Genomic DNA, 19,844 nt, shown 5'->3' with positions numbered 1-19,844 from the left:
ATTACCGAGGCCGATGGAAATGTCATCTCATTTCCGTGCTATCCGCCGGGGCACGACGGCGCGGGACCATCCGCCGAGACCAGCCGCGCCTGATTCGTCCCCGTACTACGCTGTTGACCTCCGGGGGAACCTCCCCGGGCCGCAGGACATCGAATGATCGCGCCCCCGCCGCGACCCGGACGAGACGAGCAACGGAGAGGGATCCCCCGACCCATGACCGAGGACGTCCCGGGCTACCGGGTGCTGGAGCAGGTCGGCGAGGGCGGCTTCAGCATCGTCTACCGCGCGCACCAGGAGCGCCTCGACCGGATGGTCGCCCTGAAGGTCCTGTCGGTCAGCGCGGTCGACGACGCGGCGATGCGGCGCTTCCAGCGCGAATCGAAGATCACCGGGCGGCTCTCCGGGCACCCCAACATCGTGACCGTGCTGGACACCGGCACCACCCGCTCCGGCCGCCCCTACATCGCGATGGAGTACTTCGAGCACGGCGCGCTCACCGACCGGCTCGCGCGGGAGGGGCCGCTGCCGTTCGCCGAGGTGCTGCGGATCGGGGTGAAGATGGCGGGCGCGCTCGCCGCGACCCACGAGACCGACGTGCTGCACCGGGACGTCAAGCCGCAGAACGTGCTGCTGTCGCGGTACGGGGAGCCCGCGCTCGCCGACTTCGGCATCGCCCGCCTGGTCGACTCGTTCGACGCGACCCACACCCAGGCGTTCACCCCGCACCACGCCGCGCCCGAGGTGCTGGAGGGCCGCCCGCCGGGCGTCGGCGCCGACATCTACTCGCTCGGCTCGACCCTGTACCAGCTCCTGGCCGGGCAGCCCGCGTTCAAGGGCCCGCCCAGCGAGGGCATCGCGCTGCTGATGCTGCGGATCCTCAATGACGCGCCGCCGCCGATCCCGCGCCCGGACGTCCCCCGGCAGGTCGCCGACGTCATCGCGCGCTCGATGGCGAAGACGCCGGAGCAGCGGTTCGCGACCGCCGTCGAGTTCGCGCAGGCGCTCCAGCGGGTGCAGGCCGAACTGGGGCTGCCGGTCACGGACGTGCCGCACAGCGGCGGGTCCGCCCTGCCGGCGCCCGACGCCGGTCCGCGCCCCTCCTTCCCCGACACCTCGGGGCCGCCGCGCGTGCCGGAGTGGGCGCCCACCGCCCGGCCACCGGCCGCGCCGGCCGCCGCGGCGCCGCCCCCGGCGCCCGTCGCGCCGCCGGAGCGGCCGCAGTCCCCGTGGGCGCCGGGCGCCCTCCCGCCGCAGACGCCGGACGCGCTCCTCCCGCAGGACGGCCCGCGCCCGGCACCCGGGCCCGCCTGGCCGCAGGCGCCGGAAGCGGGCGACCCCCGGGCGAGCGGCGCCCGCACCGCGGGCTCCCGCACGACGCCGCACGACGCCCCGGACCAGATCACCCAGGATCGGCCGCACGACGGTCCCCGTCGCGGCCTGATCGTCGCGGCGGGCGTCGCGCTCACCGGCGGGCTCGCGCTCGGCATCGGGGCGCTCGCGCTCGCCGGGGACGGCGGCTCCGGGGAGGGCGGGCAGCCCGCCGACCCGGAGCCGGCGACCCAGGCCGCCCCGCAGGGGCAGGTCACGGGCGCGCCGCAGCCGATCACGCCCGCGCAGCTCGCGGCGACCCGCCCGCGCAAGGTGGTCGCCCGGCCGGTCGGGCGGACGGCGGCGCTCCTGTGGACGCTGCCGCCCGCCGCGCGGGAGCTGCCGCTGCTCGTCCAGCAGCAGCCGGCCGGGTCGAAGCCGATCGTGTCCGTCCAGGCCGGCTCGCGGTCGGCGACCATCCCGGGCCTGCGGCCCAGGGTCGCCTACTGCTTCAAGGTCGGCGCGGTGCTGCGCCTCAACCAGGGCCAGGCGCCCGACGTGTCATGGTCGGAGCCGGCCTGCATCCGCCCGGCGAAGACGAAGACGAAGACGAAGAGCTAACCGCACTTCCACACCGGCGGCCCGGCGAAGCTCGTCCACTCCCCCGGCGTGTCGACAAGGTAACCGATCAGGTAACCGGTCTTTCCCTGCCAGGTGAGCCGGACGTACATGTCGCCGGCGAGGTCGGCGTTCCTGTTGTAGTAGGCGCCTTTCACCTGGCAGTGCACGGTCACCATCTCACCGTTGTTGTCGTTCATGGTGGCGACGGTGGAGCCGTTGTTCGCGTCCGGCGTGGACCTGATGTAGGCGTTGGACTGGCCGTTGCGTTCCACCGGGTACCGGTTGGTCGGGCCGGTCAGCGTCGCCTTCGCGGACGCCGTCGTCCCGGTGCCGGCGCCGTTCACGGCCGCGACCGTGAAGGTGTAGGACCCGTTGGTCGAGACGTCGCCGAGCGTCGCGGACGTCGCGGAGACCGTCCGGCTGCCGCTCACTGGACCGTCCCAGCTGAGCCGGTAGGCGGAGGCGCCGGCCGGGGCGGTCCACGAGACCCTGGCCCCGGACGCGGTGGCCCGCGCGCCGAGGCCGGTCGGCGCGCCCGGTGTCACGCACGGCCGGACGGGGTCGCTCGCCGCCGAGACCCGCTCCCGCGTCCGGCCCCGGGAGTCCCGGTAGCGGACGGCGACGCGGAACCGGTACTCGCGCCCGCAGTCGCCGCCCCTGACCGTGAAGGTGAGCGGGCCGGCGCCCTGGGGGATCGCCGCCGGGCTCGCCGCCAGCCCGGACGGGACGTCCTTGAGCACGTACCCGATGATCCCCTCGCCCTGGGAGGGCTGGAAGTCGATCCGCATCGTGCCCGCCCCCGGCGTGACGGCCACGTTGCCCGGCGGCGCCGGCGGCTGCCCGGGACGCGGCGGGGCGGGCGTCCGCGGCGGACGGCCGGCGTCCGGCGGCGGGGCGTCTCCCCCGCCGGGGAGGGGGATCGCGCGCCGGTTCGGCCCGCCCGCCACCCGGTCCTTGTACTTGTCGACGTTCTTGCGGCCGCCCCGCTCGTCGACCACGACGGCGCGCGGGCCGGACGGGTCGTGCGCCCACAGCATCCCGTCCCGGACGAAGACGTCCAGCGTGGCGGGCCGCCCGGTGACCCGGACCGGCTCCTCGAACCGGTTGGCCGCGGCGTCGTACACGAGCAGGGCGCCGGCCGTCTCGTCCGGGATGTAGACCTTCGGGCCGAGCATCTGCGGCGCCCGGTAGCGGTGCCGCGGCACGGCGAGGCGGGCGCTGGAGTAGCGCCCGGTGCCGGTGTCGACGGTGATGAGCGACCCGGTTCCGGGCACCAGCAGCGGGACGGTCCGGCCCTCGGTGGCGGGCGGGGCGAGCACGCCGCCGCGTCCCGCCTGCCGGACGGTCGTCGGCAGGCTCAGCGTGAGCCGTCCCCCGGACGACTTGACGACGGTGGCGGTGGCGGCGGTGGCGTTCGTGACGACCGGCTCCCCGGCCGCGATGGTGAGCGCCAGGGCGTCGCCGGGCCCGCCGACCCGGACGGGCGGCCCGAGGCGGCCGTCCGCGAACGGCGCGACCTGCCCGTCCTTCGACACCGGCACCCACAGGGTGCCCCGCGCGTCGATGCCCGCCTGCCCGAGGACCGGCGGCAGCGTGGCGGACGCGCCGACCGGGGCCAGGGACACCGGGTCGATCTGCTGGACGACGCCCTTGACGGAGTCGACCGTGTACGCCTTCCCCGCGCCCGCGAGGACCTGGAGGCCCGCGCCGAGCGGGCGGCTCGTGCCGATGTTCAGCTGCGCCGGGTCGAGCCGGCTGACCACACCGGTGTCCAGGTCGACGATCAGCACCGTGGAGCCGTCCTGGACGATCTTGATGTTGTGGCCGCGCATCTGCGGGACCACGGCCGCCCGGCCGTCCACCTTGCCGGCCGGGCCGTTGACGTGCACGGCGAGGCCCTTGCCGCGCGCGGTCAGCCAGGCGCCGACGTCGGCGATCCGGTACCTGGCGCTCGCGACGCCGACCCCGTAGACGCCGGCGGCGATGACGAGCACGCCGACGAGCCCGACCGCGACCTGGCCCGTCAGCCGGTCGCGCCGGAACAGCATCCCCACCAGGCCCGTCACGTCCCGAATCACCTACCCCGTCGCACCGGACACCGTAGTGAAACCCGTCCGTCATAGGGGCGTGTTCTGGGGAGAAAGGGACGAAGTCAGCTTTCGTGAACGGCGTCGGTGAACGTCGGGACGGTGATGTTCCGCCCGGAAATGATCACCACGGGGCGGCCGGTGACCTCGGTCTCCCCGGCGATAACGGCGGCGACGCCCGCGGCGCCCGCCCCCTCGGCGACCAGGCCGTGCTCGTGGAACAGCCAGCGCAGCGCCGTCCGGATCTGGTCATCGGTGACCGACGTCATCTCCGCGGTGTCCCCGATGACCTCCGGGGTGACGCAGCCCGGTTCGAGGTTGCCGGGCAGGCCGTCGGCGAAGGTGTCGCCGACCTCGACGCCGACGACCCGCCCGGCCGCCAGCGAGGCGGACACGCCGCGCGACACCGCCGACTCCACGCCGATCACCCGGACGTCCCCGCGCTCGCGGGCCCACAGGCAGAGGCCGGCGAGGAGGCCGCCCCCGCCGACCGGCGCGATGACCGTCAGCGGCCCGTCCGCCTGCTCGTCCAGCTCCCGCCCGATGGTGCCCTGCCCGGCGATGACCGCCGGGTCGTTGTAGGGCGAGACGTAGTGGCCGGGGAGCGTCATCGCGTGCGCCTCGGCCTCGTCGTAGGTCGTCCCGTGCCGGACGAGCCGCACCGGGAACGTGCCGATCCGGTCGACCTTGACCTGGGAGGCCCTGGTCGACACGACGACGGCGACGTCCGCGCCGGACCGGGCGGCGGCGTACCCCATGCCGAGGCCGTGGTTCCCGGCGCTCGCGGTGACGACGGGCTCCCCCTCCGGGAGGGCGGCGACCGCCGCGAGGGCGCCGCGCACCTTGAACGCGCCGGTCGGCTGGAACGTCTCCAGCTTCAGCAGCGCCCCGGGCGCCAGGCCGGACGGGATCAGCGGCGTGGGTCCGAGCACGGCGGAGACGGCCCGCCAGGCGCGCTCCAGGTCGTCCAGGTCCGGCGGACGGACGGTGCGGACGGTCACGCCCGCTCCCCGGACGACTCGTCCAGCCGCTCGTGGAGGCGCTGCCGGATCTCGTCCGGCGTGTAGGCGCGCCGCCGGCGCTCGGACCGCACGATCACGGCACCGGTCGCGGCGACGCCGATGAACCCGGCGATGCCCAGTGTCTTCCAGAGACCCGGTGCCTTCCAGAGACCTGACGTTCTCAACGCGCGCATGCGGCTACCGTAGCGATCATGCCGGGTACGAGCATCTCCCTTGACGAGGCCGCCGAGCTGACCCGAACCGGGGACGTGTGGCTGTTCCGCGGCCGGACGGTCGCGGACCGCGCCATCCAGATGACGACGAACAGCCCCGTCAACCACGTCGGCATGTCGGTGGTCATCGACGACCTGCCGCCGCTGATGTGGCACGCCGAGCTCGGCCGCTCGCTGCGGGACATGTGGACCGGCGGGCACCACCGCGGCGCGCAGCTGCACGACCTGCGCGACGCCGTCCTGGCGTGGGGGAACCGCTACGGGCAGCGGGCCTGGCTGCGGCAGCTCGATCCGCCGCCGTCCCGGGAGATGGAGGACGCGGCGCTGCGCGCGGTGGCGCGGCTGGACGGCACGCCGTTCCCGTCCACGTCGAAGCTGGCGACGCGGTGGGTGCGCGGGCGCGTGCCGATCCGGCGGCCGGCGGAGCGGGACGCGAACTTGGAGACCGCGTTCTGCGCGGAGATCGTCGCGGTGACGTACCAGTCGATGGGGCTGCTGCCGAAGGGACGCCGGCCGAACTGGTTCGACCCTGGCCGGTTCTGGAGCGGGGACGACCTGGAGCTGGAGGCCGGCGCCGTCCTCGGCGGCGAGATCGCGGTCAGCCTTCCCCCGTCGTGACGTCCGCGCCGGCCCGGCGGTCCCGCAGCGACCGCGGGTGCAGGCGGCGGCGGAACCGGCGCAGCCGCCCGGCCCGGGTGGTGACCAGGCGCCCCAGCCGGTCGGTGTGGTGCCATGCCTGGTCGGCGGCGCCCGGGTCCGGGCGGGACGCGGCGAAGCGGCTGCGGTTGACGAGGTCGGCGAGCGGGCCGAGGTGCCCGTGCGCCTCCTCGCCGACGGCGGACGCGCCGAACCGCGCGACCTCGTGCGCGGTCAGCGTCCGGGCCGTGGACAGGCCGACGTCCGAGAGGTGGTCGAGCGCCTCGTGCCAGGCGCCGGCGATGCGGGCGGCGGGCGTCCCGGCCCTCCGGCGCCGTGTCCGCAGGGCGGGCGCGAGGAGGACGGCGAGCAGGTAGCCGAGGACGAGCACGCCCGCCCCGATCGCGGCGAACACCCACCACGGCGTGGGCGCTGCCTCGGCGGCGGGCGCCTTCCGCGGGCCCTTCTGCGTCGTGTTCCCGGGCCCCTGGCCGCGCTGCTGGGAGGCCGCGTTCTTCTGCGCCTGCTCCAGTTTCTGCTCGGTCTCCCCCGCCGCGACGGCGTCGTTCTTCTTGGACCTGCGGGCGCTGTCGGGGAGGGGGTTGAAGCGGATCCAGCCGAGCTCGTCGAACTTGATCTCGGGCCACACCATCACGTCCCCGGAGCGGACCTGGACGGCGCCGCCCGCGCGGTTCCCCCCGTCGAAGCCGACGACGACCCGGGAGGGGAGCCCCAGCGACCGGGCCAGCAGGGCGTAGGCGGTCGCGAAGTGCTCGGGCGTGCCGCGCCTGCCCTCGCCGAGGAAGTAGTCGAGCTGCCGGTAGCTGTGCCCGGGAGGCGCGGTCACGTCGTACCTGGCGTAGCGCTTGAGGTACTCGGCGAGCATCGCGGCCTTCTGGATGGGCGACACGGCGCCCTGGGTCGCGGCCTCGGCGAACTTGCGGAACTCGGCGAGCTGGACGGGCGGCTCCTTGGCGCCGGGCCCCCACGGCAGCTCCCGCGCGGCCCTGGCCTCGGCGTCGTTCGCGACGGCCGCGTCCGCGAGATCGTCGGCCGTCCATTCGGGCACCACGGAGTCGACCCGGTACCTCTGGCCCGGGCGGAGCGGCTCGGCGGCGGCGAGCGCGCCGCTGCCGGGGTCGACGACGACCGGGAGGCCGTCGACCTGCCGGGGCCGGTCGGCGGCCGGCACCCACACGCCGGGCAGGTCGCGGATCGTGATGCGCTGCGCGACCTCGTGCTTCCTGTCCGGGGCCGGCCCCTCCGGCACGCGGCTCCCGGTCGGGACGAAGCGGGCCGTGGACGACCACGTCACGCCGTCGAACCTGTCCAGGACGGCGAGCCGCTCGATCTCGTTCCGCTTCGCCTCGACGGTGAACATGACCTGGTCGGGGCTCAGCAGCCACCCGCCGACGCGGTCGAGCGGGCTGACGCTGTCGCGCTGCTGCGGCGGCGGGGCCTCGACCTGCTCGCGCGGGTTGTAGGGCTCGGCGCTGACCGGTACGACGGGCCCGGCGGCGAAGGCCAGCCCGCCGAGGACGCCGGCGGCCGGCACCCCGATGGCCAGGGGCCGCCACGCGATGCCGGTGCCGGGACCGTCCGCGCGGACCAGGACGAGCACGGCGATGAGCACGACGGTCGCGGCGGCGAGCGGGAGGTTCGTCCCGGGGCCGTCCACGCCGAGCAGCAGCGCGACCGCCCACACGGCGAGGGCCGGGACGCCCGGGGCGGCGCGCAGCGAGGTCCGCAGCGCCAGCTCCGCGGACGCGAACGCGGCGAGCCACACCACCACGTTGACCAGCACGAGGAACTCGGGCTTCGCGGGCGCGGGCAGCAGCGTCGTCAGGATCGACTTCCACGAGCCGAGCACGCCCTCGCGGAGCGTCTGCGGCAGCGTCCCGTCGCCGAGGGCCGGCCGCAGGACGGTGACCGAGACCGTCCCCGCCCAGGCGACGACCGTGAGCACGAGCGAGATCCACAGCGGCCACGGCCCCTTGTCCTTGCGCGGGCCCGACAGCAGCCCGCACAGCAGGGTCGGGACCGCCGCGGCGACGGCCACGACGGGGACGACCGGCCCGATCCCGAAGACCCGCTGGAACGCGAGGCCGGAGACCGCGACCAGGCAGGCCGTCACGGCGAGCGAGACGTACCGGGTCACCGGACGCTCCCCAGCCGCCGCCACGCCTCCGCCAGGCCGTCGAGGTCGGCGACGTCGACGACCTGGACGCCGGGCGGCGCCGACGCCGGCTCCGGCGGCCGGACCCGCAGCACCACGACCCGGTCGAAGCGGCTCCGCACGGACGCGATCCGCCCCAGCTCCGCGTCCCCGCTCGCCACGACGACGAGGGACCCGCCCGCGGGCACGCGGCGCACCGCGTCCACGGCCGACCGCGGCCCCTCCCGCGGCTGGACGGCGGTCAGCCGGTCGAGGAGGACCTCCACGTCACCGGGACCGCCCCGCGTGTCGGCCAGCGGGCCGTCGCCGGTGAGGATCCGGACGGGGAAGCTCGCCGACGCCGCGCCGACCGCGACCGACGCCGCCGCGTCCACGGCCAGCTCGAAGTCGTCGGGCTCCGGCCACGATCCGGGCCGTGCCTCCAGCACGACCGTCGTGGTCGGCAGGCTGGCGTCCACCAGCTGGCGGACCATCAGCGTCCCGGTGCGCGCGGACGACTTCCAGTGGATGTGGCGCAGCTCGTCCCCGATCACGTACTCGCGCAGCGCGTGGAACGTCGCCGTCCCGGCCGGGGACCGGTCGCTGGTCGGGCCCTCCAGGTGGTGGGCGCGACCGGACGGCAGCAGCGCCAGCCGCACCGTCTTCGGCCGGACGAGCAGCGTCTGCGGCGCCCCGTACTCCCGGACCCGGCGGGCCAGCCGGAGCGGGTCGGCGCGCACCAGCCGCAGCGGCCCGACCGGGATCTCGCCGCGCCGGTCCGTCGGCAGCCGGTACGTCACCGAGCGCTTCCCGCCGGCCCGCAGGCGCGGGATGTCGACGGCGACCGACGTCGCCCCGGCCCTTCTTCCCCGGGGGGACGACCCCCCAGGCCCGCCGGTGAAGAATGGTTCCTGGGCGCTCAGGCCCCGGGCGCTACGACCCTGATTGGTCACGTGCAGGACACCGACCGCCGGTTCGCCGCGCTCGACCTTCAGCGGCGCGATCTCCCGGCGGACGTCCAGCTTCGGGCGCGGGAGCGTCCACAGCGCGGCGCCCGCCACCGCCACCAGGCCCGCGACGGCGAGCATCGCGGGCTCCGGATAGCCGAGCCACCAGCCCGCCGCGTACAACGGCGCCGAGACGGCCGCCGTCCCCCATCCGAGCGGCGTCAGCACGTCACACCCCGGCGGCCTGCGGTGTCGGGACGTTCTGCAGGGCCTCGCCGACCACGTCGGCGCCGGTGCGCCCGCGCAGCTCGGCCTCCGGCGTGACGATCAGCCGGTGCGCGATGACGGGGACCGCGAGCGCCTTCACGTCCTCGGGGACGATGTAGGAGCGGCCGGCCGCCGCCGCCCGCACCCGCGCCGCGCGCAGCAGCGCGATGCTGGCCCGCGGGCTCGCGCCGAGCCGCAGGTCGGGGTGCTCGCGGGTGGCCGCGACGACCCGGACCAGGTAGTCGTACAGCGGCGCCGCCACGTGCAGCCGCTGCGCGAAGTCGATCATCCGGGAGAGGTCCTCGCGGGTCATCACCGGCGGCATCTGGTCGAGCATCGCCCCGGTCGGGGCGCCCGCGAGCAGCGCCACCTCGGCCTGGTGGTCGGGGTAGCCCATGGAGATCCGCATCAGGAACCGGTCGAGCTGCGCCTCCGGCAGCGGGTACGTGCCGTCCATGTCGACCGGGTTCTGCGTGGCGATCACCATGAACGGGCGCGGCACCGGGTGCGGGGTGCCCTCGACCGTCACCCGGCGCTCCTCCATGACCTCCAGCAGCGCCGACTGCGTCTTGGGCGAGCCGCGGTTGATCTCGTCCGCGACGACCAGGTTCGCGAAGATCGGGCCGGGGTGGAACTCGAACGCGCTCGTCCCCTGGTTGAAGATGGAGACGCCGGTGATGTCGCTGGGCAGCAGGTCGGGCGTGAACTGGATCCGCGCCCACTTGGCCTCGACCGACGCCGACATCGCCCGCGCCAGGGTCGTCTTGCCGACGCCCGGGACGTCCTCGACCAGCAGGTGCCCCTCGGACAGCAGGCAGATCAGCGCCAGCTCGACCTTCTCCCGCTTACCGCGCACGACCCGCTCGATGTTCCCGGCCAGCGCCGCGAACATCTGCGCGAACCGCCCCACCAGCGCGTCCGCGTCCACGCCCGCGTTCTCGGTCATCGTCCGCACCCCCGCGTGCTCGACATGGTTCGTTCGCCCGCGGTCGGCTCCGGCCGCTCACATCTGGCATTCATAGAGGCCGTCCGAGGGGTATCCGTTCTTGGACGTGGCCACCAGCGTGTCGTTGAGGTAGCCGTCGCCGTACTGCGTCTGAACCCTGTTCCAGACGTTGCTGCTGGTGTTGCTTTCCGGCTCGTGGTAACTCTCGCCGCGCACCTGGCACACCACGGTCATCGTGATGATCTCGCCCTTGGGGATCTTCTTGGCCGTCGAGCCCGAGGTGTTCGGGTTCGGCCTGATGATCGTGTTGGTCTGGCCGTTGTTCTGGTTCCGGATCTGCCGGGTGGGATAGGCGAGGTTCACGGTCGTCGACACCTCGGTGGAGTCGCCGGCGCCGTTGCGGGCCCGGACGGTCACCGTGTGGGTCTGCGCGTTCGCCAGTCCGCTGATCATCTTCGTCGTCCCCGTGGTCGTGGCCGTCCCGCTGGGCGCGGTCACCACGTAGGTGACGTCATAACCGGAGGAACGCCCCCACGTGAGATCCGCCCCGTGGTCGACGGGCTCCGCGGTCAGGGCGGTCGGCGGGCCGGGAGCGGTGCAGGCGGTGGCGCCGACCTCGCCGGACTCGCTGTAGGCCCTCCTGCCGTTCCTGCCCTTGTACTCGGCGGCGACCTTGTAGATGTGGGTCGTCGTGTCGCAGGTGAGGCCGCCGACGGTGAACGTCCCGCCCTGGCTGTTCCCGGCGAACTGCGCAGGGCTCGCGCCGGCGACCGGCCTGCCGTCCTGGCCGAGGAGGACGAACCGGGTCACCGGGTAGACGCCCTGCGGCTGCGCGGGCGCGGTGAACCGGACCCTGATCCTGCCGTTGTCTCCGGACGCGGCGGGCGTCGGCGGGTCGGGCGCGGTCGGGTCCTTCTTCGGCGGCGGCTGCGCGGGACGGCCCGGGGGCGGGACCCCGTTGGACCCGCCGTGGCCTCCCCCGCCGCCGTTGCGGTTGCCCTGCCCGTTGCCCGGGTTCGCCTGGACGGGCAGCGGGCGCCGCGCGCTGCCCGGGATCTTGTCCTCGTACTTCTTGATGCGCCTGACCCGGCCGTCCGGGCCGAACGCGAGCGCCGTCGGGCCGAGCGGGTCGTTCACCCACAGCATGTGGTCGCGGACGATGACCTCGATCGTCCCGCCGGGCCGGGTGGCCGCGATCGGCCTCTCCCAGGCGTTGCGCTCGGTGTTGAAGACCAGGAGCCGCCCGGACGTCCGGTCCGGGAGGTAGACGCGCGGGCCGAGGACGTGCGGCGGCTCGAAGGCATGGTTCGGCATGCGCAGCGCGACCGAGTCGACGCGGCCGACCCCGGTGTTCAGCAGGTACAGCGCGCCGCCCGCACCGAGCATCGGGACGACCTGCCCGTCGGCGACCGCCGGGACCTTGACCCCGTTCCTCGCCTCCGTGACCGGCGCGGGCAGGTTGATCCGCTGCGTCCCCTCGGGCCGGACGATCAGCGCCGTCGCGGACGTGCTGTCGACGATCACCGGCGTGCCGGCGGCGATCGTCAGGGCGAGGCGGTCGCCGGCCTTCCCGGCCGCGACGGGCTCGCCCTGGCGGCCCTGCTGGAACGGCACGACCTGCCCCGTCTGCGGGACGGGCACCCACAGGGCCCCGTTGGCGTCGATGCCGGCCTGCCCGAGCGGCGCGGTCAGCGTCGCGGGCGCCCCGACCGGCGTCAGCCGCAGCGGGTCGATCTGCTGGACGGTGCCCTTGACCAGGTCGATCGTGTAGGCGGCCCCGGCGCCGGAGAGCACCTGCATGCCCGGGCCGCCGACCTGCCGGCTCGTGGTGATCTTGAGCTGGGACGGGTCGATGCGGCTGACGACGCCGGTGTCCTCGTCTACGAGCAGCACGGTCGTGCCGTCCTGGACGATCTTGATACGGTGGCCGCGCATCTGCGGGACCACCGCAGCCTTGCCGTCGACCTTGCCGGCCAGCCCGTTGGCGTGCACGACGAGGCCCTTGGCGCTCGCGCTCAGCCAGGCCCCCACGTCCGAGAGTTTGTACCGCGCACTGGCGGTGCCCACCCCGTAGACGAGCGCGCTCACGCAGAGCACGCCGACCAGCCCGATCGCGATCTGGCCGGTCAGCCGGTCACGCCGGAAATGGTGTAAAAGCCCGCGCGCGCCCGCGGCACGCGCGGAGGATCGGTCCCCGTTCAATCCCCGCTCACCCTCTCGTCGCGCCGGAAACGGGAGCTCACCGCCCCGGGCGCGAACGGCACGATAACGGTTATGCGGGTCAGACCGGAACGGGATTGCGAAGTTCGGCCCCGCGGAGGCCCTATGGCACGGCGGGTTACGGGCGACCCGTCATGATATTGATCACATCTGGCATGGTCACCGGACATCCACCCTGGAGAACCGAACGCGAACGTCGTCCCCGGCGTCCTAATGTTGGGCATCGCGACGACGACTCCGAGGTGGACGTGGACAACACAAGCATCGCCGACCTGTGGGACCGCGTGACGGGAACGCAGCCCGACCCCCCGCTCTGGCTGGTCGCGCTCGTCGGCCTCGTGGCGCTCGGCTCGGTGCTCCACGGCCCCACCTGGCGGGTCGCGCGCAACACCGTCACGATCGCGCACGAGGGCGGGCACGCGCTCATCGCGCTGGTCACCGGCCGCAAGCTGGACGGCATCAAGCTGCACTCCGACACCTCGGGCGTGACCGTGTCGCGCGGCAAGCCGCACGGCCCCGGGATGATCTTCACGGCGATGGCCGGCTACCTCACTCCCCCGCTGCTCGGGCTGTTCTTCGCGCTGCTGCTGGCGGCCGGGCGGATCACGCTCATGCTGTGGTTCTCGCTCGCGCTGCTCGCCGCGATGCTCGTGATGATCCGCAACGCCTACGGCGCGCTGTCGGTGATCGCCACGGGCGCGATCATCTTCGGGGTGTCGTGGCTGGGCAGCGCCGAGGTGCAGGCCGGGTTCGCCTACCTGGCCGCCTGGTTCCTGCTGCTGGCCGCCACCCGCCCGGTGATCGAGCTGCAGCGGATGCGCGCCCGGCACATGGCGCCGAGCTCCGACGCCGACCAGCTCGCGCACCTCACCGGCGTCCCCGGCCTCGCCTGGGTGGCGCTGTTCGGCGCGACGGCCCTGCTCGCCCTGCTGACCGGCGGCGCCCTCCTCGTCCCGGACGTCTCCGTCCCCGACCTGCCCGCCCCGCCCGGCTTCGGCGGGACGGGCTGAGGCCCGGTCCGCCGGACGCCGCCGATCGTCCGGACCGCTAATTGTCCGTGGCCGCCGATAGTTTCGGTGGTGTGAGCGAACGGTGGTCTCGGGAGCAGGTGGTCGGACTCGCGCCTGATGCGGCGTCCGCCAAAGCGGCGGGCGGCATCGCCAAGCCCGCCAAGTGGGGCCGTACGGGCTGCGACGACGAGGCCCTCTGGGGCGAGTGCCAGGGCAGCGGGAAGTCCGTCTACCGGACGTGCGCCGACCTGGCCGGACCCGCCTTCCGGTGCACCTGCCCGAGCCGGAAGTTCCCGTGCAAGCACGGCCTGGGGCTGCTGCTCCTGTGGGCGGACGCCGTGGTGGAGGACGGGCCGCGGCCGGGATGGGTCGCCGAATGGGTGGAGGACCGGCGCGAACGCGCCGGGAAGGCCGCCGAGCGGCGGGCGGCGTCGGCGTCCAGGGCGCGGGATCCGAAGACGGCGGAGCGGCGGGCGCGGCGCGTCGACGACGGGCTGGCCGAGCTCGACCAGTGGCTGCGCGACCAGGTCGCGCACGGCCTCGCCCAGGCGGACAAGGCCCCCTACCGGCTGTGGGACGACGTGGCGCGGCGGCTCGTCGACGCGCAGGCGAGCGCCCTCGCCGGGCAGGTCAAGGGGCTCGCGGCGGTCCCGCGGCGGCCCGGGTGGCCGGACCGCCTGCTGGAGGAGTACGCGCTGCTGCGGCTGCTCGTCCAGGCCTACCGGCGGCGTGACGAGCTGCCCGCCGGGCTGCACGAGACCGTCCGCTCGCGGGTGGGGTTCACCGTTTCGCAGGACGATGTGCTGACCGGCGGGGAGCGCGTCCGGGACCGGTGGACGGTGACGGGGGCGCACGACACCGCGCAGGATCTGCTGACCACGCGGCGGGTGTGGCTCCAGGGGCGGGCGGGGCGTCCCGCGCTCGTGCTGTCCTTCGCCGCGCCGGGCACGTCTCTGGACACCTCGCTCGTCGTGGGTACGGAGGTCGACGCGGAGCTGGCCTTCTATCCGGGTTCGCAGCCGCTGCGGGCGCTGGTCGCCGAACGCCAGGGGACGGCCATGGCGGCCGCGCCGCGCGGGGCCTCCGTCCGGGCGTTCCTGGACGAGCACGCGGCGGCCCTCGCGCGGGACCCCTGGCTGGACCGGTGGCCCGCGACGCTGGCGAACGTCCGCCTGGCCCGCGCGGGAGGGGAGCTGTACGTGGTCGACGACGCCGGTGACGCGCTGCCGCTCCGGATGGGCGATCCGTGGCGGCTGCTCGCGCTGTCGGGCGGCGGGCCGGTGACGATGGCCGGCGAGTGGAGCCCGCGCGGCCTGCGCCCGCTGACGGCATGGCACGAGGACGAGGGGACGGTGATCCTGTGAGCGCGTGGAACGAGCACGTCACCGCGGCGCTGCTCGGCACCGAGCGCCGTGACCCGCCCGTCCTGGCGGAGGCGCCCGCCGATCCCGGCGACCGGGCGGGGCGGCTGCTCGACCAGGCGGCGCTGCTGGCCGTGCGGCGGCGGGCGGGGCGCGCGCCCGCGGCGGTCGCGCCCGAGCCGGTGGCGCTCGCCCCGGTGGAGGACGCGCCGGTCGTGCCGAGGGCCGCGGCGGCCCGGCTGCGGCGGATCCTCGGCGGGGAGCAGATCCGGGTGCTGCCCGAGTGGCTGGACGCGGCGGCGGCGCGGGGCTTCCGGGTGCCCGCGCAGACGCTTCCCGACCTGCTGGAGCGGGGCCGCGGCGACCGGGTGCTGCGGGCGCCGATCGCGCGGGCGTCCGGGAGGCGCGGCGTCTGGCTGGCCCTGCAGAACACCGACTGGGCCTACCTGGTCGGCTCGGGGGACGACCCCGGCGGCGGCCCCGAGGTCTGGGAGACCGGCACCCGCAACCGCCGCGTGGCCTACCTGACCAGGCTGCGCCGCACCGAGCCGGAGCGGGCGCGGGAGCTGCTGCGCGAGACGTGGGCCGGGGAGCCCGCGCCCGACCGCGCGGCCTTCCTCGCCACGTTCGAGCACGGCCTCTCGCCCGACGACGAGGACTTCCTCGAGGACGCCCTGGAGGACCGGGGCAAGGACGTCCGGCAGCTCGCGTCCGACCTGCTGGCCCGCATGCCGGGATCGGCCTACGGGGGGCGGATGGCGGCGCGTGCGCGGGCCTGCCTGATCCCGCGGACCGGCACCGTGCGCGGCCGGACGCAGACGTGGATCCAGGTGGAACCGCCGCAGGCCCACGGCGAGGACCTGGCGCGCGACGGCGTCCCCTTCCATCCCAGCGGGTCGTTCGCGCCGCGGGGCGGGGGCTCGCCGGTCGGGACGCGGGCGGCGTGGCTCCGCGAGATCCTCGCCCGCACCCCGCTGTCCACCTGGACGGACCTGTTCGGGCTGCCGCCCATGGAGATCGTCTGCCTGCCCTTCGGCGGAACCGCCGGGGGCTCCGGGGGGTCGTCCCCTCAGCACGAGCCCGGGTCGGACTCGGACGGGCGGGACGTCCACATCGGGTGGGCGAGGGCCGCGCTCGGCCAGCACGACACCGCCTGGGCGCGGGCGCTGCTGAAGGGCGGCGTCATGGTGGACGAGCCGGAGGCGCTCGCCGACCTGCTCTCGGTCCTGCCCTCGGACGAGCGCGACGCGGCGGCGGCCGACCTGATCCGCTGGGTCGAGGGGCGGCCCGACCTCCTGCGGGTGCTCGAACGGGTCCCGGGGCCGTGGACGGGGCCGCTCGCGGCGGCGGTGGTCGCGACGCTCTCCCTGTCCGCCGAGCGCCCCACCCGGCGCGACGAGCATCTGGTCACCCAGCTGTGCCGGCTGGCCGACCAGCGGCTCGACCCCGCCGCCGCGGCCCGGCTGGAGGAGCTGGAGCCGGCCGCCCCGCGCGCCGTCACCGACCTGATCGCGACCCTGCGGTTCCGCGACGAGATGCTGAAGGAGCTCACCCCGTGACAGACAAGCCTGCATCGGAGGGCCTGGGAGGCCGTCCCGACGCGGAGAACGGCGCCGTCCTGCGGCCGCACGCCGAGCAGCAGTACGCCGGTGAGCTGGCCCGGCTGGCCGAGCACGACGACCGGCCCCGGCCGCCCGGCTGGCGGCTGTCGCCGTGGGCGGTCACCACGTACCTGCTCGGCGGCGAGCTGCCGGACGGGACGGCGATCAGCCCGAAGTACGTGGGGCCGCGGCGGCTGATGGAGGTGGCGGTCGCGACGCTGGCCACCGACCGCGCGCTGCTGCTGCTCGGCGTCCCCGGCACGGCGAAGACGTGGGTGTCGGAGCATCTCGCCGCCGCGGTCAGCGGCGACTCCACGCTGCTCGTGCAGGGGACGGCGGGCACGGCGGAGGAGGCGATCCGCTACGGGTGGAACTACGCGCGGCTGCTCGCCGAGGGGCCGTCGGAGAAGGCGCTGGTGGAGAGCCCGCTGATGCGCGCGATGCGGCGCGGCGCCGTCGCCCGCATCGAGGAGCTGACCCGGATGCCGTCCGATGTCCAGGACACGCTGATCACCGTGCTGTCGGAGAAGACGCTGCCGGTGCCCGAGCTGAGCACCGAGGTCCAGGCCCGCAAGGGGTTCACGGTCATCGCGACCGCCAACGACCGCGACCGGGGCGTGAACGAGCTGTCCAGCGCGCTGCGCCGCCGCTTCAACACGGTCGTGCTGCCGCTCCCGGAGAGCGTCGAGGACGAGATCGGCATCGTCGCCCGCCGCGTCGACCAGATCGGCGCCGGGCTGGAGCTGCCCGAGACGCCGGCGGGGCTGGAGGAGATCCGCCGCGTGGTCACGGTGTTCCGGGAGCTGCGGTCCGGGGTCACGGCGGACGGCCGCACCAAGCTCAAGTCGCCGAGCGCGACGCTCAGCACCGCCGAGGCCATCTCCGTGATCACCAACGGGCTGGCGCTGGCCGCGCACTTCGGCGACGGGGTGCTGCGCGCCGCCGACGTCGCGGGCGGGATCGTCGGCGCGGTCGTCCAGGACCCGGTCTCCGACCGCGTCGTGTGGCAGGAGTACCTGGAGGCGGTCGTCCGCGACCGTCCCGAGTGGCGGGACTTCTACCGCGCCTGCCGGGAGGTCTCTTGAGCCAGGTAGAGGTCTTCGGCGTCCGGCACCACGGGCCGGGGTCGGCGCGTGCGCTGCGCGGCGCGCTGGAGGACTTCAAGCCCGACGCGGTGCTGATCGAGGGGCCGCCCGAGGCCGACCCCATCGTGGCGCTGGCCGGCGACCCCGGGATGGTGCCGCCGGTGGCGCTGCTCGCCTACTCCCCCGCTCCGGAGGACGGCGACCGCCGGGCCGCGTTCTGGCCGTTCGCCGAGTTCAGCCCCGAATGGCAGGCGATCCGGTACGCGCTGTCGACGGGGGCGCAGATCCGGTTCTGCGACCTGCCGGCGGCGAACCAGCTCGTCCCGGCGGACGGCGAACCGGACGGGGAACCGGGCGACGAAGCGGACGGCGAAGCGGCCGCCGGGCCCGAACCGGCCGGGGAGGCCGAACCGCCGCCCGCCGACGCCGGGGCGCCCGCGGAGTCCGGGGGGCCCGCGCCCGTGGAGGGCATCCGGCTCGACCCGCTGGGCTGGCTGGCGAAGGCGGCCGGCTACGACGACGCCGAGCGGTGGTGGGACGACGTCGTCGAGCACCGCGGCGACGGCCCCTCCCCGTTCCCCGCCATCGCGGAGGCGATGGCGGAGCTGCGCGCCCAGCTGGCCGCGCTGCCGGAGGAGGCCGGGTCCGCCGGGCTGCCGGCCGGCCACCTGCGGCGCGAGGAGCAGCGGGAGGCGCACATGCGCCGGACGCTGCGCCGCACGCTCAAGGAGGGCCACGAGCGGGTCGCCGTGGTGTGCGGGGCCTGGCACGTCCCGGCACTGCGGGCGAAGGTCCCGGCGACCCGCGACGACCGGACGCTGCGCGGGCTGCCGAAGACGAAGGTCGCGATGACCTGGGTGCCGTGGACGCACGGGCGGCTCGCCGGGCGCTCCGGCTACGGCGCGGGGGTCCGCTCCCCCGGCTGGTACCACCACCTGTTCACGGCGCGCGACCGGCCGATCGAGCGCTGGCTCACGGGCGCCGCCCGCGTCCTGCGCGAGGAGGACCTGCACGTCTCCTCCGCGCACGTGATCGAGGCCGTCCGGCTCGCCGAGGCCCTGGCCGCGCTGCGCGGGCGCCCCCTCGCCGGGCTGGACGAGGTCACCGAGGCGACCCGGGCCGTCCTGTGCGAGGGCGCCGACCTCCCCGTGGAGCTGATCCAGAAGCGCATGGTGGTCGGCGAGCGGCTCGGCGAGGTCCCGGAGCGGACCCCGATGGTGCCGCTCCAGCGCGACCTGCAGGCCGAGCAGCGGCGGCTGCGGCTGAAGCCGTCCGCGCTCGGCAAGGAGCAGGACCTCGACCTGCGCAAGGCCACCGACCTGGAGCGCAGCCGCCTGCTGCACCGCCTCCGCCTGCTGGACGTCGACTGGGGCGTCCCGTCCGAGAGCCGCTCCAAGGGGACGTTCCGCGAGACCTGGACGCTGGCCTGGCGCCCCGAGTTCGACGTCGAGCTGATCGAGGCCGGGGCGTGGGGCACCACCGTCCGCGGCGCGAGCGCCGCCCGCGCGCGGGCGCTGGCCGCGGGCGCCGGCACCCTCGCCGACCTGACGTCGGTGGCCGAGCGGTGCCTGCTGGCCGACCTCGGCGACGCGCTCCCCGCCGTCATGCGGGCCCTCGCCGACCGCGCCGCCGTCGACACCGACGTCGCGCACCTGATGTCCGCGATGCCGGCGATCGTGCGGGCGCTGCGGTACGGCGACGTCCGCGGCACGTCCACCGGCCCGCTCCGGACGGTCGTCGACGGCCTCGTCGTCCGCGTGTGCGTGGGCCTCCCGCCGGCCGTCACCGGCCTGGACGACGACGCCGCCCGCGAGTTCCTCGCCCATGTCGACGCCGTCCACGGCGCCCTCGCCCTGCTCGCCGACGAGGGGCACATCGAGCGGTGGCGCCGCACCCTCGAAGGCGTCCTCACCCGCCCGGACACGCTGCACGGCCTGATCGAGGGCCGCCTCACCCGCCTTCTCCTCGACGCCGGGCGCCTGCCCGACGTCCCCGCCCGGATGGCGCGGGCCGTGTCCGTCGGAGCCGCGCCGGACCGCGCCGCCGCCTGGGTCGAGGGCTTCCTGTCCGGTGGCGGCCTCATCCTGATGCACGACGCGGCCCTGCTGGACCTCGTCGACGAGTGGATCGCCGGCCTGCCCGGCGACTCGTTCACCGACGTCCTCCCCCTCCTGCGCCGCACCTTCGGCGCCTATCCCGCGGCCGAGCGGCGGGCGATAGGCGAGCGGCTCCGCCGCCGCGGCGAGCCCGCCGCCGGTGCCTCCCCGCACGGGGAGGACGACATCGACGAGACCCGCGCGGCCCCGGCCGCGGAGACCGCACTGCGAATCCTCGGCTGGACGCACGCATGAGACGGAGGCGCGACG

Annotated in this window: 14 protein-coding genes; 7 read left to right on the top strand and 7 right to left on the bottom strand. The window is 75.5% G+C overall.

The genetic code is table 11. The features are described 5' to 3' along the window. Positions 1–213: 213 nt before the first annotated feature. Positions 214–1,929, top strand: a complete 1,716-nt coding sequence (locus tag BM339_RS08340; protein ID WP_075020421.1) for a serine/threonine-protein kinase — start codon at positions 214–216, stop codon at positions 1,927–1,929. Here BM339_RS08340 and BM339_RS08335 read toward each other — a convergent pair. From BM339_RS08335 to BM339_RS08325, 3 genes are all read right to left on the bottom strand, one after another. Further along, positions 1,926–3,995 carry a fibronectin type III domain-containing protein gene (locus tag BM339_RS08335; RefSeq protein ID WP_075020420.1) on the bottom strand — a complete coding sequence of 690 codons (2,070 nt, stop codon included), beginning with the start codon at positions 3,993–3,995 and terminating at the stop codon, positions 1,926–1,928. The two genes, BM339_RS08340 and BM339_RS08335, sit on opposite strands and share 4 nt — an antisense overlap. An 86-nt stretch (positions 3,996–4,081) precedes the next feature. Next, entirely contained in the window at positions 4,082–5,017 is a 936-nt protein-coding gene (locus tag BM339_RS08330) for a threonine ammonia-lyase (protein ID WP_083597432.1), read from the bottom strand. Continuing rightward, positions 5,014–5,211 carry a hypothetical protein gene (locus BM339_RS08325; protein WP_075020419.1) on the bottom strand — a complete coding sequence of 66 codons (198 nt, stop codon included), beginning with the start codon at positions 5,209–5,211 and terminating at the stop codon, positions 5,014–5,016. Before BM339_RS08325 ends, BM339_RS08330 begins: the two co-directional genes overlap by 4 nt. Positions 5,212–5,229: 18 nt before the next feature. On the opposite strand from BM339_RS08325, the gene BM339_RS08320 reads away from it, so the two are divergent. Next, on the top strand, positions 5,230–5,868 hold the full coding sequence (locus tag BM339_RS08320; RefSeq protein WP_075020418.1) for a hypothetical protein: 639 nt from the start codon (positions 5,230–5,232) through the stop codon (positions 5,866–5,868). On the opposite strand, the gene BM339_RS08315 is transcribed toward BM339_RS08320, so the two are convergent. Genes BM339_RS08315 through BM339_RS08300 form a run of 4 tightly spaced genes read right to left on the bottom strand, consistent with a single transcriptional unit; the run spans position 5,849 to position 12,403 of the window. Then, positions 5,849–8,044, bottom strand: a complete 2,196-nt coding sequence (locus BM339_RS08315) for a transglutaminase TgpA family protein (protein ID WP_075020417.1) — start codon at positions 8,042–8,044, stop codon at positions 5,849–5,851. The genes BM339_RS08320 and BM339_RS08315 overlap by 20 nt on opposite strands. Next, positions 8,041–9,216 (bottom strand): DUF58 domain-containing protein, encoded by a 1,176-nt coding sequence (locus tag BM339_RS08310; protein WP_075020416.1) that lies wholly within the window; start codon positions 9,214–9,216, stop codon positions 8,041–8,043. Before BM339_RS08310 ends, BM339_RS08315 begins: the two co-directional genes overlap by 4 nt. A 1-nt stretch (position 9,217) precedes the next feature. Then, positions 9,218–10,201, bottom strand: coding sequence for an AAA family ATPase (locus BM339_RS08305; RefSeq protein ID WP_033333617.1), 984 nt, complete (start codon positions 10,199–10,201; stop codon positions 9,218–9,220). A gap of 57 nt (positions 10,202–10,258) precedes the next feature. Then, positions 10,259–12,403: an NHL repeat-containing protein gene (locus BM339_RS08300; RefSeq protein WP_075020415.1), complete on the bottom strand. Its 2,145-nt coding sequence runs from the start codon at positions 12,401–12,403 to the stop codon at positions 10,259–10,261. Between the two features lie 266 nt (positions 12,404–12,669). On the opposite strand from BM339_RS08300, the gene BM339_RS08295 reads away from it, so the two are divergent. The 5 genes from BM339_RS08295 (at position 12,670) to BM339_RS49695 (ending at position 19,829) form a co-directional block, all read left to right on the top strand. Beyond that, complete coding sequence (locus BM339_RS08295; protein ID WP_075020615.1) at positions 12,670–13,431, top strand: M50 family metallopeptidase; 762 nt, start codon at positions 12,670–12,672, stop codon at positions 13,429–13,431. A gap of 71 nt (positions 13,432–13,502) precedes the next feature. Beyond that, the gene (locus BM339_RS08290) at positions 13,503–14,795 is read left to right on the top strand and encodes an SWIM zinc finger family protein (RefSeq protein ID WP_075020414.1); all 1,293 of its coding nucleotides are present in this window, start codon (positions 13,503–13,505) and stop codon (positions 14,793–14,795) included. Further along, on the top strand, positions 14,792–16,351 hold the full coding sequence (locus BM339_RS08285) for a DUF5691 domain-containing protein (RefSeq protein WP_083597430.1): 1,560 nt from the start codon (positions 14,792–14,794) through the stop codon (positions 16,349–16,351). Before BM339_RS08290 ends, BM339_RS08285 begins: the two co-directional genes overlap by 4 nt. Then, entirely contained in the window at positions 16,348–17,478 is a 1,131-nt protein-coding gene (locus BM339_RS08280) for an ATP-binding protein (RefSeq protein WP_021600187.1), read from the top strand. The genes BM339_RS08285 and BM339_RS08280 overlap by 4 nt, the downstream gene beginning before the upstream one ends. After that, a complete protein-coding gene (locus BM339_RS49695) occupies positions 17,475–19,829 on the top strand; it encodes a DUF5682 family protein (protein ID WP_256255265.1) in 2,355 nt (784 codons plus the stop codon). The genes BM339_RS08280 and BM339_RS49695 overlap by 4 nt, the downstream gene beginning before the upstream one ends. Positions 19,830–19,844 lie beyond the last annotated feature (15 nt).

Source organism: Actinomadura madurae (genome assembly GCF_900115095.1).
GTDB classification, from domain to species: Bacteria; Actinomycetota; Actinomycetes; order Streptosporangiales; family Streptosporangiaceae; genus Spirillospora; species Spirillospora madurae.
The sequence above is the reverse complement of the archived record's forward strand: the minus strand, read 5'-3'. Positions and strand labels throughout refer to the sequence as shown.

What these genes read in the sequence shown, in the direction of transcription:
- BM339_RS08325 (WP_075020419.1), bottom strand. Translation starts at nt 5,211, where the DNA reads ATGCGCGCGTTGAGAACGTCAGGTCTCTGGAAGGCACCGGGTCTCTGG.
- BM339_RS08305 (WP_033333617.1), bottom strand. Translation starts at nt 10,201, where the DNA reads ATGACCGAGAACGCGGGCGTGGACGCGGACGCGCTGGTGGGGCGGTTC.
- BM339_RS08320 (WP_075020418.1), top strand. Translation starts at nt 5,230, where the DNA reads ATGCCGGGTACGAGCATCTCCCTTGACGAGGCCGCCGAGCTGACCCGA.
- BM339_RS08340 (WP_075020421.1), top strand. Translation starts at nt 214, where the DNA reads ATGACCGAGGACGTCCCGGGCTACCGGGTGCTGGAGCAGGTCGGCGAG.